Origin of the sequence: Alteromonas sp. D210916BOD_24 (genome assembly GCF_047159385.1) — a bacterium.
GTDB lineage: Bacteria > Pseudomonadota > Gammaproteobacteria > Enterobacterales > Alteromonadaceae > Alteromonas.
Genome location: NZ_AP038333.1, coordinates 4,028,079 through 4,042,501, shown reverse-complemented (window position 1 = coordinate 4,042,501; position 14,423 = coordinate 4,028,079). Strand labels below are relative to the sequence as shown.

The following is a 14,423-nucleotide window of genomic DNA, read 5'->3' as shown; positions in this document are numbered from 1 at the left end:
AGCGAGCTCATGTATCGCGCTTTTTCGTGAAATATAACCTTATTTCAGCATCCTCATAAAAAAGAGTGATAGGACAACGGCGAAAAGTCATAAAAAAGCGCGTATAATAGAATACATGTAAGCAAAAGAGCGACAAGCTGGCTTGCAAATAAAAAAGTTATCCCCACTTATTGCCTACTGTCCAAAGTGTAGAAGTAACATGAGTAGCAAACAGCCCAAATACGAATTTGTCAGTTCAGCCAAATTACCCACTCGATTTGGTGATTTTAAAATTCACGGTTTTGTGGAAGCCAGTGGTCAAGAGCACGTAGCCCTTTCTTACGGCAGTTGGGGAGAGAGTGATGTGGTACCTATTCGTATCCACTCAGAGTGTTTAACAGGCGATTCACTTTTCAGCACGCGATGCGATTGTGGCTTTCAGTTAGAAAAAGCTATGCAGAATATTGTGGACAATGGTTTCGGCGTACTACTGTACCTTCGTCAAGAAGGACGAGGCATTGGTCTGCTTAATAAAATTCGCGCTTATAATTTACAAGACAGTGGCATGGATACCGTAGAGGCCAACGAGCACTTAGGTTTTGATGCAGATTTGCGAAGCTACGATATCTGCAAGCTTATGCTTGAAACACTAAAGGTAAATCGCGTCGAATTAATGACCAATAACCCTAAAAAGCTTGCCGCACTTAAAGCCCTGGGTATTGATGTGGTGGCGAGAAAACCCATAGATCACGGTATTACTAAAGACAACAAAAACTACCTAAAAACGAAAACGGAAAAGCTAGGCCACGCGTTTGATCCCCACGTTTTTAAATAAGGCCAACTCATTTTCTTATAGGCGAAGTACTGCCCGTTAACGGTATCTCCGCTAGCCATTAGTTCCCTATCACCACACAACGCTCGTTACCATGCGGGCGTTTTGTATTCAGCCTAGGTTAATTCAGCGTCGGTTATAACCTTATACAGACTAACCACATTGTATGCACAGCAACTGATTTTCGTGCTTTAGCAATGTAAGGAGAATGTATGAAACGCCTAACCTTAATTGTTTTTATCTCGCTTTGCAGCGCACCGTTAATGGCCGTTGAGGCTCCGTCTACTGCTCCTTTTAATTATTCAGAAACGGTAAGTGAACAGACCTATTCTGATGCACAGCTGGATAGTATGCTGGCCCCCATCGCCCTTTATCCCGATACACTTCTTACCCATATCCTTATTGCAGCCACCTATCCTCTAGACGTCGTCGCCGCGGACAGGTGGCGTCAAAGCAACCAACATCTAACGCCTGAACAAGTAGAAAATGTGCTCGAAAGTGTGAATTGGGATCCGAGTGTAAAGGCATTGGCGCCATTTACCGATTTATTGCACACCATGGCTGAAGATTTAGACTGGTTACAGCAACTTGGGGATAGTGTACTTATTGATCAAGCACGTGTTCTGGACAGGGTGCAAATCCTTCGACAACACGCGCACAATACGGGAAACTTGTCGACCAACGATTACATCGAAGTCGAAACAGAACGTCAACGCGACAGGGAAATTATTTATATCGAACCGCGCCAACGGGAGATAGTATATGTGCCCTATTATAATCCCCTTGTGGTCTATGGCCATTGGTGGCACGCCACAGCCCCTATTTACTGGCATCACCGGGTAAGTTACCACCACTATCACAATGTGTATTGGGCACCTAGGGTTCGCTTATCCACCTTTTTCTATTTTGGCGGTGTGCACTGGCACAACCGGCACGTGGTGGTGCATCGCACACCAGTGCGACGCTACCATTATCAAAGTCCTAGAAAGCGAGTCATCAGTCACGACTATCAACGCTGGGAGCATCGCATCGAACATCGTCGTGCCCGCTATTCGCCACAGGTTACACGCAGTGCGCCTGGCCGCTATGAAACTGGACGCTATGAAAAAAGTGCCGTAAGTCGCAGCAAAGCACGTACAAACTCGCCTGAAACACTAAAACTGCGTACTGATAAGACGGCTTATATCAACAGAAAACCTGTTGAAAGATCGTCTGGGAAAGCAGCTCAAAATGCAGGAAAGCCATCACTCGATAGGCCGGCCTCTAAACACGGTGATTCAAAACAATCGCCTCAAAAGCGTACTATTGAACAGGCCTTAAAGCGGTCAAAGCGAGAGGCGAATGCTCAACGAGAAACACAAATGGTTAAGCGTATAAAGACAGAGCAATCTAGTAACGCATATTCCGCTAAGAAGTCCCCTGCTAGCCATCCGGTTGAGCGAAATACCAAGTACTCGCAACCCATTGGCGTTTCTCAAGGAAAGGCCAGAACGAGACATACCCATTCTCCCCAGCGAGAGAAAGTGACCAGAAGTGTTTCTCGAACAGAAAAAACGACTTCTCATCAAAGAACCTTTAAGCATTAAGGCTTTGCTCCTACAGCTTCTCTGCGCTGTGGGAGCCTTTTTCACTTTTTTTGCGGTGCAAGTCCAGCATTGCCGTTACAAATCGTGTAGGCGAATTCTCATCTAAATTAAAATAAAGTGAAGGCTCGATAAGTTCCAATTCCATAACGGCCCACGATGTGTTTTGGCGAACCAGATCCACTCTGGCATACAAGGCTTCATCCGGCATAGCTGCAAGGGCTCGCTGGGCTATCGCAAGTTGTTCCTGTGTCGCCTCTACGCAATACAATTGTCCACCGTGTTCTTCTTGTACGCGAAAGTCGCCGCTTTTAGGCACTTTTCTAATGGCATGGCTGTAGTGATGAGAGAAGAAAAACAGCGAGTACTCCCCTTCTTCAACAACACTGCTTAAAAAGGGTTGGATCATGTATGAACGCTGGCCAAATATTTCACATAGCATAGTACTGGTGCTCGCTATACTTTCTGGTGTCACCACAAAGGTATTATCAGCATTAGCACTTAATACTGGCTTTATGACTACCTTAGAGGTTTTAAACTGGGAGAAAGCTGAATGTAGTGAATCTATAACATCAGCACTATTTGCCTTGCACCACATAGTGTTTATGGTAGCTACCCCCTTACTTTCTAAGTCCTGTAGATAATATTTCTCAATATTCCACTTAATTAGAGAGAGCGGATTAAGCAATATCGCCTGCGATTGCTCTATTGCTGTGAGACACTGCATGAAGGCTTCAGGTTGTTGCTGGTAATCCCAGGTACTGCGTACTATCACATATTGAAACTCGTCCCATATTACCGTTTTGTCGTGCCAGGAAACTGTCTGTACGTCCCAATTGTGCGCTTCGAAATATGGTATTAGCAGTTCGTCATAGACGAAAAAATCCTCTAGGTTATCGGTGGAAAGAAAGGCGATTCGTGGCATGAAATTACTCCTACCTGCTTTGATCCTTTAACACCGCCTTTCAGTATAAAGGCGCTTGGTAATACATAGTTTTGTGTTTTACCGAAACAATTTGGAAAAGCAGTCAAAAAATAGACAAAAGTTAAATGGTTGACTCCCAAATTCCTTCGTAAAATTTAGCAAAGATAGCATACCCAATTTTTTTAACTTACACTCTTAAACAAATTGCACATTGGAGACCGGTATGAAGTTCCCATGGTTTTTGGAAGGCCACAAGATTTTTCGGATTGTCATCATTGTCCAGCTTGTGATTGCCGTAGTAATTGGCTTAATTACAGGTGAACTTCTGCCCGCCTTTATCTTTGGTATTCCGATTGCAGCAGTACCTTTAATACTAAGCTTTCAGAACCCCTTTTCTCAATTGAGTAGGCATGCAATGGCAATCGGTGCGCAATTGCTCACTGCGTTACATATTCATCAATCTTTCGGATTAATAGAAATTCATTTCGAAATCTTTGTGTTACTTGCTTTTCTTTCCTACTTCAGAGATTGGAAGGTAATCGCGACAGCTACAGCAGTAGTAGCGGTGCACCACATAGGCTTCTTTTTCTTACAGTTACAAGGAATGCCGCTTTTCATTTTTGAAGAGGGTCATGTCACCTTCCCCATCTTGTTGATGCATGCTGCCTTTGCATTAGCTGAAGGGGGTGTACTAATGTACATGGCAAAGCAAGCTCATATTGAAGGGGCGGGTACTGCAGAGTTGCGTTTGGCCATTCAAAATATGCTTAAAGAAGACGGCAAACTCGATTTAACGGTCCCCATAAATCGAGAGAACGACATTTTACGTCCCTTTGGCGAGCTAATCGATTACGTAAAATCTTTGGTTCAATTGGCATCATCCCTGACTGACGAAGTCGTACAAGGTTGCGGAAAAATGAAACACGCTGCCAATAATATGTTTGAAATCAGCCATAACACTGACCAGGAAATCGCTATGGTGTCGGCGTCCTCAGAAGAAATTGCACAAACCATGCACCTTTCCACTGAACAAACCACATTAGCCAGTGACAAAGCGTCATCAGCTCAAGCTTCTTCACAACAAACCAGAGAATCGATTACAACCACCAGTCGTACTATCGACTCACTACGAACAACGTTAAATGATGCAGCCAAAACTAACACGGCGCTCAATGAACAATGTGCGCACATCTCTGAGGCAATGCGCTCAATTACAGCAGTAGCGGAACAAACTAACTTGCTAGCCCTTAATGCTGCAATTGAATCAGCGCGAGCGGGAGAGCACGGAAGAGGTTTTGCCGTGGTGGCAGATGAGGTTCGCACCTTGGCTATCCGTTCAAAGGAAAGTGCTGACCAGATTACTAACATTACTGAACAACTGGTCACGCAGACTTCAAACTCTGTTGAGCAAATGCAAACTTGCATCCGCTTAGTGGACGATGCGGTATTATCAAGTGAAAATGCCACCAATGAAATGACTAATATCATGCAGCAAATTCGCGAAGCTAGTGAAGGAATGACTGAGGTAGCAGCTTCGGCAGTGGAACAAGAAACTGCTTCATCTTCTATTGCGCAAAGCACTGCTCGCTTAAGCGAGTTCAGCTCAGAAGAACTTGCCACCGCCAAGTCGCTTGCAGCTGAAGTAGATATTCTTTCTGATATTTCCCAAAAAATGCGAAATGCAATAGAGCGCTTTAAGCGCTAGGTTATGTCAAAACCACTTAGCTGGATCTTACTCGTGATTTGGGCGGCGAGTTTGTTAGTCGCCCTGCTTCTGTACGGTCAGCGCCAACTGTCTGAATTCGATCCAGACGGCACGTTGCGATATGAATCTTCTGCTCCGCAATTCGACCAAACACTTACTTCTCTATTAAAAGAACTCCACATAAAGCGTGGTAGCATTGTTCACATTGGTACTAAACAACGTTGTTTCTGTGAAACCCTCTCCGAGCCCCATCAGATGCAGCTTGTTAAAAAGTTCCAAGCCAAGGCCTTTGAACTGGTGAGATTAAACATAGAAGAAGTACCACAGCTACGCCGCCTATTATCTTCAGTTCCTGCATTGATGATAGTGGATAAACGATATCGACTGCGCTATGTCGGACCCTATGCTACGGGATACGGTTGTTTTACCGGAAAGAATTTAGTCGAGCAGGTTACCCAATACGCCCAGTACACACCCTATCAAGGCGCCGTAATCAATGCCGACGCGTTGGGCTGCTTTTGTTGAAGCCTACAGTAGTATTTTAATGCCCCGCTATAGTGCCCTAGTGTGTTGATGTGCCATGCCCTTAATGTGTGCCACCACACTTCTTCCCAATGCGCTTAAATCGTATCCACCTTCCAACATACTGACGATACGGCCGTGACAAGTTTCTTCTGCTATCAATTTCAGCTGTTTACTTATCCAATAATAATCATCTTCGACTAAGCGAAGATGGGCCATAGGATCTTCAGCGTGCGCATCAAATCCAGCCGAAATAAAAATCAACTCAGGCTGAAAGTATCGCAATGCGTTGAACCAGTGAGAGACCTTTTCCCTAAACGCAGAACCAGTTGTCCCCGCGTCTAACGGAACAGCCAAAATATTACTAGCCGCGACTGGCGAACCTGAATGTGGGTAGAAGGGATGCTGAAAACTAGAGCACATCATAATACGTTGATCACCCGCCACAATCTGCTCTGTACCATTGCCGTGGTGCACATCAAAGTCCACAATTGCAACCCGTTTCAAATGATAGGTTTGCAACGCGTAACGGGAAGCAATAGCAATGTTATTGAATATACAAAACCCCATAGCGCTATCGTAAGTGGCGTGATGGCCCGGTGGTCGAGTCGCGCAAAACGCCTGCCTGTCTTCGCCTTTCATCACCCAGTCGACAGCGTCACATCCCGCTCCGGCAGATTCAAGAGCAGCCTTAAGCGTATGACGCATTAGACCTGTGTCTTCGTCTAACCACACGATTGCCTGCTCTTCTCCAGAGTAAAGTGTTTTTTTATGGTCACTGAAGTTAGCCTGTGCCGCGTGTTCAAACACACTTTTCACATAGTAGGGATCGTGAGCAAGTGAAAGATAAGCATCGGCTATGGGTCTGGCGTCTGCATGTTCACATATCATGTCTAGACCAGACGCGAGTAATTGATCATCAATGGCAAATAATCTGTCAGGGGACTCTGGATGATCCTTACCCATAGTATGTTTGGTGCCGTGTTTGCCTCGAAATATTTTTATCGTCATTACAGTGCCGCCACGTCAAGAACCAGTTCCACATCACTGGGATCACCAGTAAACCTACGCTTAAATTTAGCTTGTTCAAAAATTGCAATCATTGGCTTATTATCACCTCTGACGTATGCCATCATTTTGCTGATCTTTCGTCCTTTTGCGACGGCGATTAATTCGTTGAGTAAACGACTTGCCATCCCTTTCCCCTGCTGCGTTTCCCGAGTAACAAATGCCGCTTCGCACGTATTATCGGTGGGGTTGTAATAAAATCTACCGACAGCGTGAATAGTGATCCGCGAGCCGTCTTGTCTGACAATACACAGTGCGGCATCAGTACTTTGATCCACAGACACCAAATTACACGACTTTTCACGGGACATCTGTTTAGGATCATAGTTGTAGCGCAAACGCAGGGTTTCTTTAGTATGCGAATAAAAGAATTCTTGTAAGCGCCGTTCATCAGCCGGATTCAGTGGGCGCATGTAGAAGGTTTCCCCATGAATATTAAGCTTTTTAAGTTGTATAGCACCAAGCTCGGGAATATCTGTGGGATATTTTTCTTGGTAATGAGGCACCCAATAATGTTGGCGTACCTCTTGTAACAGTGCAGCGCGAAATTTGGGGTGTGCCACTCGAATCAATTCAAGGGCGCGCTCGCGTATGCTTTTGCCTTTAAGAGAAGCAATCCCATACTCGGTAACCACATATTGCACATTACCGCGCGACGTTACGACACCAGCCCCTTCACTAATTCTAGGCGTAATACGAGAAATACTTTCTCCTTTGGCTGTAGAAGGTAATGCAATAATAGCCTTCCCGCCTTTGCTAATTGACGCCCCCGTAACAAAATCGACCTGTCCACCTATGCCACTATAAAAGTCATATCCCAGAGAGTCTGCCACCACTTGCCCTGTCAAATCGACTTCCAAGGCACTGTTTATCGCCACCATATTGTCGTTTTTAGCAATATTAGTAGGCTTGTTTACATAACTGCTTGGATAAAACTCAATATGGGGGTTTGAATCAATTAGGTCATAGAGTTTGCGAGTACCTATGGCGAAACTGGTCACTATTTTTCCGGGGTGGAAGGTCTTTTTCCTGTTGGTTACCGCACCTGATTCAAGCAATTCGATAATGCTGTCCGTCAGCATCTCGCTGTGAATGCCCAGGTCTTTGTGGTTGCATAAATACTTGAGGGTAGCACTGGGTATTTTACCAATACCGAACTGAAGTGTTGTGCCGTCTTCTACCAACATAGAAACATACTGCCCAATACGCTCAGCAACAGAGTCAATAGGCGGTGGTGAGACCTCAACAAGGGGCTCTTCTGCCTCGATACAGGCGGTTATTTCATTAATGTGGATGTATGAGTGCCCTGCGGTTCGCGGAACTTGGGGGTTAATTTGCGCGATGACCTTTTTACTGTGCCTAATCGCTGACATGGCAATATCCACTGAGGCTCCCAGCGAGCAGTAGCCAAACTCATCAGGAGGACTCACATTAACTAACGCGGCATCCAGCGCCAACGTACCATCGCTAAACAGGCTAGAAATTTCAGATAGGAAAACCGGTGTGTAATCCGCACGCCCCTCATCAACTGCCTGACGCATAGTTTTTCCACCTATGAAAAACGTATTGGCTTTAAACAGATTCTTGTATTCTTCTTTTACCCAGCGGGTATCACCCAGTGCTAACATGTGCACCAGTTCAATATCACTAAACCCTTCACTATTATCAATAAGGTGCTGTACTAACGCATGAGGAACTGACGCATTTCCGCCAACAAATACGCGGCAACCCGATTTGATCAGCGCAGGCCAATGCGGTTCTCGCGGTAAACTAAACGCCATCTCCACTTCCCCCTAATGTAACAGTTGTTTCATGATGCCATAAAACGCGTCGAGTTCCCGCCAAAGTCTCAGAAAAACCACTAAGCATTTGGTCTTACCTACAACCTGAAGTAAGAGCCGAAGTGCACTGAGTAGTTTAGTATCTAAATTTGTCTAGCCAATTTCTAAAGAAAGGGGAAATAACGGGCTTACTGTTTGCCAGGCGGTGACCATCATTTAACAACAGTAATTGCGCTTTTTGTTGCCGAGCATAGGTAAGGCTGTTTTCGATAGGCACAACCTCATCACTCCAACCGTGTACCACACTAACAAAGCCATCGTATGGAAAGTGTTGAACTTGATAATTCGGCATATACAGCGCAGGCGCCATTAAAAATACCCCTTTTGCCGATACTTGATTGGCCGCAACGAGCGACACATATCCACCCATACTGGAACCGACCAAGATCACATCATCACTGTCTTCACTAGTAATATCAATGAGCCGCTGCACACGAGCCTCAGGACAATCCAGGTCCTGATAATCGATACTTTGCACATCGAAGCCCATGTCGTTAGCGACATTGGATAGCGTAGTGATTTTACTACCCTTCGGCCCACTTTCTTTACCGTGAGAAAAAACAACCGTTGTCATAAATAATATCCCTATTATAAAGTTAAATGGTTTACTTCACTTTAACGCAAACGATTATCGTTTGTCTTCTTTGCGAAACAGATTTTCTACCATGACATAAAACATCGGAATAAAGAAAATCGCTAAAAAGGTGGCAGCTATCATGCCACCCATAACTGCTATACCGATGGCGTTTTGACTTGCTGCGCCCGCCCCACTAGCCAGAGCCAACGGGGTCACCCCTAAGATAAATGCCATTGAAGTCATTAAAATAGGGCGAAAACGTTGAGAAGCAGCATTAGATACAGCAGTCATCAACTCTTCGCCGTGCTCATACTGCTCTTTGGCAAATTCAACAATTAATATGGCATTTTTTGCCGCTAGCCCCACCGTGGTTAAGAAAGCCACTTGCAAGTAAACATCATTGGGCAAATTAAAAATATACGCCGCAGTAACCGAACCCAGAATACCCAAAGGTACCACCAGCATCACAGCAAAGGGTACTGACCAACTTTCATAGAGAGCCGCCAAACAGAGGAACACCACTAAAATAGAGATGGCATACAACAAAGGCGCTTGCGAGCCAGCGGCTTGCTCTTCGAATGACAACCCTGACCACTCAATGGCAAAGCCAGGAGGCAGCTGAGCAACCAGTTTTTGCATTTCAGCCATGGCCTCACCTGATGACACTCCCTCTGCGGGACTACCTTGAACATTCACCGAAGAGACACCGTTGAAGCGCTCTAATTTAGGTGAGCCGTAAACCCATTCTGTGGTCGCAAAAGTATTAAACGCCACCATTTCACCATCGCTGTTGCGCACATACCATTTATCTAAATCGTCAGGTGTCATGCGATGAGGCAAATCAGCCTGCATGTAAACCCGTTTAATACGCCCCCTATCAATGAAGTCATTGACATAGCTTGACCCCCACGCTATCTGAAGCGCGCTGTTTATCTCGCTTAAGTTTAGTCCTAACGCAGAGGCTTTTTCGCTATCGATATTGATTTTAAATTGAGGGACATCACTCAATCCATTGGGCCTCACGCCTGCCAACTTAGGGTTTTGTGACGCCATTCCCAAAAGCTGGTTGCGCGCATTCATTAAGGCCTCATGTCCGTTTCCAGCTCTGTCTACTAATTGCATGTCGAAACCCGTTGCATTACCCAGTTCCATAATTGGAGGCGGTACAATGGGAAAAGCCGATGCATCTTGAATTTGACTGAATGCCCCAAACGCTCGACCCACTACGGCAAAGGCTGAATCGCTTTCGTCTCGTTCACTCCAGTCATTGAAGTTCAAAAATGCCATACCCGCGTTTTGCGCCTGACCGGCAAAACTAAAGCCCACGACAGCGAACATGCCATTTACTGCATCTTGCTCTTGATTCAATATGTAATCTTCTACTTCCTTGATGGATTCAAGGCTACGTCCCGCTGTTGCGCCGGGGGGAGTACTCACCAAGATCATCATTCGACCTTGATCTTCATCCGGTAAAAAAGCACCGGGAAGCTGGTTAAAAATAAGTGCCATGCCTCCCACCAGCAGCCCGTAAACGACAAAGTAGCGCTTTGCCCTTTTGGCCATATGGGTAGTAGTTTTTTGGTAACGATCGCGTCCCTTGTTGAAGGTGCGATTAAACCAACCAAAAAAGCCTTTATTTTTGTCATGTTCTGGTGAGTGTTGCTTGAGTAAAGTCGCACATAGCGAAGGCGACAGAACAATGGCAACCAACACCGAAAATGCCATAGCAGAAACAATTGTCACAGAGAACTGACGATAAATGGCACCGGCAGAACCACTAAAAAAGGCCATTGGGATAAATACGGTAGACAGCACAGCGGCAATTCCCACTAACGCACCTGTAATCTGCGTCATGGATTTTTTGGTAGCGTCCGCGGGTGATAAGCCTTCTTCTTCCATAATGCGTTCAACGTTTTCCACCACAACAATGGCGTCATCCACTAACAAACCGATGGCTAGTACCATGGCAAACATAGTGAGTACATTAATACTAAAACCAAAGGCAAGCAGAACCGCAAACGTACCTAAAAGCACCACGGGAACGGCAATAGTAGGTATAAGCGTGGCACGCCAGTTCTGTAAAAACAGTAGCATCACTAAAAACACAAGAATGATTGCTTCAATCAGCGTATGCACCACAGATTCGATGGAAAGCTCGATAAACGGGGAACTATCAAGTGGGTAAACTACTTTAACGCCTTCAGGTAAATTCGCGCGCAGTTCTTCTACGCGTGCTTTTACTGCCTCGATGGTATCCAACGCATTCGCCCCTGAGGCGAGACTGACCGCCATTCCCGATGCGGGATTGCGGTCATAGCGCACTATTACATCATAACTCTCTGCGCCGAGTTCCACTCGCGCAACGTCGCGAACGCGCACTTGTGATCCATCTGTATTCACGCGTAATACAATCTTTTCAAAGTCTTCTACCGTTTGAAGTCGACTTTGCGCCTGAATAGTCGCATTGATTTGTTGGTTTTCAATGGCAGGCATGCCGCCGAGCTGTCCTGCAGACACATCGGTATTTTGTACCTGCACGGCGGCTTGTACATCATTTGGTGTTAGGTTGTAGCTATAGAGTTTATTAGGGTCCAGCCAGATACGCATTGAGCGCTGGGCCCCAAACACACGTACGTTACCTACTCCATTGACCCGCGAAATAGGATCGCGAAACTGAGAAATAAGCATGTCACTTAAATCGTATTGCGTCATGCTGTCATCTTCAGAATAGAAGCCAATAACCAACGCAAACGCACTGTTTGATTTTGTTACCGTTACCCCTTGCTGCTGAACTTGATTTGGCAACAGTGGTAGCGCCCCCTGCACTTTATTTTGCGTCTGTACTTGCGCGATATCCGGGTCAGTACCAGGCTCAAAGGTAAGGTTGATTGACATGCTGCTATTTGAACTGCTAGCCGAGAAGTAACGCAGGTTATCGATACCCGACAAGTTTTGCTCGATCACTTGGGTGACTGAGTTTTCTACGGTTTCAGCTGACGCTCCTGGATAAGTTGCACTTATACTCACCGTTGGCGGAGCTACCTTGGGATATTGCTCAATTGGCAACGTGGTGATGGCCAACACACCCGCCATCATGGTAATAATTGCCAATACCCATGCAAACACGGGCCGGTCAATAAAAAAACGAGCCATAATCGTTAATTCCTTGTTTGCTTAGCGAGAACCACGTGAGGTAGGTTGCCATTGTGTGGCATTAACTTTAGCCCCAGGTTTAACCTTTTGGTAACCAGTAACAATGACTTTCTCCCCCTCATTAACACCACCAAGCACCACGTATTGATCGCGGTAAATCTTGCCTATTTCAAGGGTTCGCCCCTCTACTTCATTGTGTTGGCTAACCACATACACACTTAACGAACCATCAGGCTGACGGGTTGTAGCACGCTGCGGAACCAATAGCGCCTGCTCTCGCCCCGTAATAACATGACCTTTAACAAACAACCCTGGCAGCAAAATGCCCTCTGGGTTTGGCATTTCGGCTCTTAAGGTTACTGAGCCGGTAGATTCATCTACTGTAACTTCAGAGAATTTAACACTTCCGGTTTGCGCATAACGCTTACCCGTGGCCTCATCAACGGTAAGCTCTACGTCCATAGAACCCTGACTGCGCATGGTTTGACGCAGGGTGAGAATGGATGTACCAGACTCTTGCATATCGATATAGACAGGATCCAGCTGGGTAATAGTGGCCAATTGCTGTGACTGGTTTGTTGTAACTAAGGTACCCTCAGTGACATAAGAACGACTGATGCGACCGCTTATCGGTGCATACACTTTGGTGTATCCCATATTCACTTTCGCCACATCTACCGCGGCTTCCGCGACACTTATTGCTGCTTGAGCCTGTTCTTTTTGTGCAATGACATCGTCGAATTCTTGTTTACTCACCGCATTTTTTGACACTAAATCGTCATAGCGGCGTGCTTTCGCTTCTAACGTTTTCAAGTTAGCTTGCGCGCTCTTCAAATCAGCTTTAGCACTGTTTAGTTGTGCGAGATATCGGGCTTCATCAATTTGATAGAGTTGTTGCCCCTTCTCTACATGCGCCCCTTCTTCAAACAGACGCTCGGTAATTACGCCATCAACTTGAGGCCGCACCTGAGACTGACGGGAGGGACTGACGCGCCCCGGTAACACCATCTCATGCACGACTGGCTGCTTAATTAACGTAATAACCGATACGGAGGGTGCCGGCATACCTTGTTGCCCGCCTTGCTGCGTTGGTCCACTTTCATTTGAACACCCATTAATACCGACAAAAGCAATTAACGCTGCAGTAATATAAAGTATGCGGCTCATAAAATTTCTAATTCCCAATAACTAATTACTTCAGCACACGGCCTTTGTGCTGAATACCAATATAAAGTTTAAACAAGCAAGTGCTGCTAAAGCGCCGAATTACCTTAACCTTCTGACGTCGGATTGTTGCAGGTAATCGGTGGTGACGTGGCATAGTTACTGTTCATTACAACGAACCTACGCTCTTCTAAACTACATTGTGCGCATTTCTGCTGATAAATAAAAGCGCAGGAAGTTGAATATACCGATGTTGTCGGTCAACTACGGGAGACATTATAAATTATACGGATAATACGAAGAGATAATTGGCAAACCATACTAATTTTTAGAATGATAACTCAGCACTTGATATGCGTGTATGACTTTTTGTACTGCCTGCGAGCATCCGCCTTTGTCTGGGTGATGCAATTGCAGGGCTTTTCGATAGTGTCGTTTTATGCTGCTCTCATCGACCTCACTATCGTCTGGTATATTCAGTACTCGTCTGGCATCACTGACTTCACTGGCAGAATAGCCACCACAACTCCCTTTAGCAAAACGCTGCCAGAAGCTATCTAGTAATGCTTCAACCTCATCATTAGAGAGATTCAAATTGGCCAAATCTAAATAGTATTGCGCTAATTTATCCCCTTCGATGAGAAAGCCTTCCTGTGGCTGACCATCTATATCTAAAGGCTGTGGTACATCTTTGCTCACAGTATTAAGTTTGATAGCGGTAGAATGAATTTCTAGCTCGCCGAGTTGTTGATCGCGATATCTGAATTTTAACTTGTACAAACTGTGAAATAGCAAAAAGTGCGTTTTAAACAAGCCGCTGGGTTGTTTTAAGCAATCCATATCAAACAGGTGATAGGGTGAACTTTGCAATAAGCAAATAAGGGCATATTCCGTTGTCCCTTTCACTAAGAGTTCGCGCTGGCTGTCTAGCGTATCGGTCAATACGTCGATATAGTTGTTTTGCTCATCCCACCGGGGGTGCTTTTCATTCATGGCGTGTTTTCCCACTCGCTTCAATGTCATTCAAACATAAATAGTGAAAGCACGCACCTTCCTTGTAACGTAAGGCAAGTA

General features: G+C 45.5%; 11 protein-coding genes. 4 read left to right on the top strand and 7 right to left on the bottom strand.

Annotation, left to right across the window (positions count from 1 at the left end; translation table 11 throughout):
* Nucleotides 1-199: 199 nt before the first annotated feature.
* On the top strand, nucleotides 200-814 hold the full coding sequence (ribA, locus tag ACMCM8_RS17525; protein WP_412723989.1) for a GTP cyclohydrolase II: 615 nt from the start codon (nucleotides 200-202) through the stop codon (nucleotides 812-814).
* A gap of 209 nt (nucleotides 815-1,023) precedes the next feature.
* On the top strand, nucleotides 1,024-2,397 hold the full coding sequence (locus tag ACMCM8_RS17520; protein ID WP_412723987.1) for a DUF3300 domain-containing protein: 1,374 nt from the start codon (nucleotides 1,024-1,026) through the stop codon (nucleotides 2,395-2,397).
* Nucleotides 2,398-2,407: 10 nt separating this feature from the next.
* On the opposite strand, the gene ACMCM8_RS17515 is transcribed toward ACMCM8_RS17520, so the two are convergent.
* Nucleotides 2,408-3,319, bottom strand: a complete 912-nt coding sequence (locus ACMCM8_RS17515) for an ATP-grasp domain-containing protein (RefSeq protein WP_412723985.1) — start codon at nucleotides 3,317-3,319, stop codon at nucleotides 2,408-2,410.
* A gap of 223 nt (nucleotides 3,320-3,542) precedes the next feature.
* On the opposite strand from ACMCM8_RS17515, the gene ACMCM8_RS17510 reads away from it, so the two are divergent.
* Together ACMCM8_RS17510 and ACMCM8_RS17505 are read left to right on the top strand one after the other, a co-directional pair.
* A complete protein-coding gene (locus tag ACMCM8_RS17510; RefSeq protein WP_412723983.1) occupies nucleotides 3,543-5,024 on the top strand; it encodes a methyl-accepting chemotaxis protein in 1,482 nt (493 codons plus the stop codon).
* A gap of 3 nt (nucleotides 5,025-5,027) precedes the next feature.
* On the top strand, nucleotides 5,028-5,549 hold the full coding sequence (locus tag ACMCM8_RS17505; RefSeq protein WP_412723981.1) for a DUF6436 domain-containing protein: 522 nt from the start codon (nucleotides 5,028-5,030) through the stop codon (nucleotides 5,547-5,549).
* A 27-nt stretch (nucleotides 5,550-5,576) separates the two neighbouring features.
* Here ACMCM8_RS17505 and ACMCM8_RS17500 read toward each other — a convergent pair whose 3' ends face one another.
* The 6 genes from ACMCM8_RS17500 to ACMCM8_RS17475 form a co-directional block, all read right to left on the bottom strand.
* Nucleotides 5,577-6,557: a histone deacetylase family protein gene (locus tag ACMCM8_RS17500; RefSeq protein ID WP_412723979.1), complete on the bottom strand. Its 981-nt coding sequence runs from the start codon at nucleotides 6,555-6,557 to the stop codon at nucleotides 5,577-5,579.
* Nucleotides 6,557-8,395 carry a GNAT family N-acetyltransferase gene (locus ACMCM8_RS17495; RefSeq protein ID WP_412723977.1) on the bottom strand — a complete coding sequence of 613 codons (1,839 nt, stop codon included), beginning with the start codon at nucleotides 8,393-8,395 and terminating at the stop codon, nucleotides 6,557-6,559. The genes ACMCM8_RS17500 and ACMCM8_RS17495 overlap by 1 nt, the downstream gene beginning before the upstream one ends.
* Before the next feature lie 136 nt (nucleotides 8,396-8,531).
* Nucleotides 8,532-9,029, bottom strand: a complete 498-nt coding sequence (locus ACMCM8_RS17490; protein ID WP_412723975.1) for a YqiA/YcfP family alpha/beta fold hydrolase — start codon at nucleotides 9,027-9,029, stop codon at nucleotides 8,532-8,534.
* Nucleotides 9,030-9,083: 54 nt separating this feature from the next.
* Complete coding sequence (locus tag ACMCM8_RS17485) at nucleotides 9,084-12,185, bottom strand: efflux RND transporter permease subunit (RefSeq protein WP_412723973.1); 3,102 nt, start codon at nucleotides 12,183-12,185, stop codon at nucleotides 9,084-9,086.
* A 21-nt stretch (nucleotides 12,186-12,206) separates the two neighbouring features.
* Nucleotides 12,207-13,352, bottom strand: coding sequence for an efflux RND transporter periplasmic adaptor subunit (locus ACMCM8_RS17480; RefSeq protein ID WP_412723971.1), 1,146 nt, complete (start codon nucleotides 13,350-13,352; stop codon nucleotides 12,207-12,209).
* Between the two features lie 318 nt (nucleotides 13,353-13,670).
* Nucleotides 13,671-14,342 (bottom strand): DNA-J related domain-containing protein, encoded by a 672-nt coding sequence (locus tag ACMCM8_RS17475; RefSeq protein ID WP_412723969.1) that lies wholly within the window; start codon nucleotides 14,340-14,342, stop codon nucleotides 13,671-13,673.
* Nucleotides 14,343-14,423: the final 81 nt, after the last annotated feature.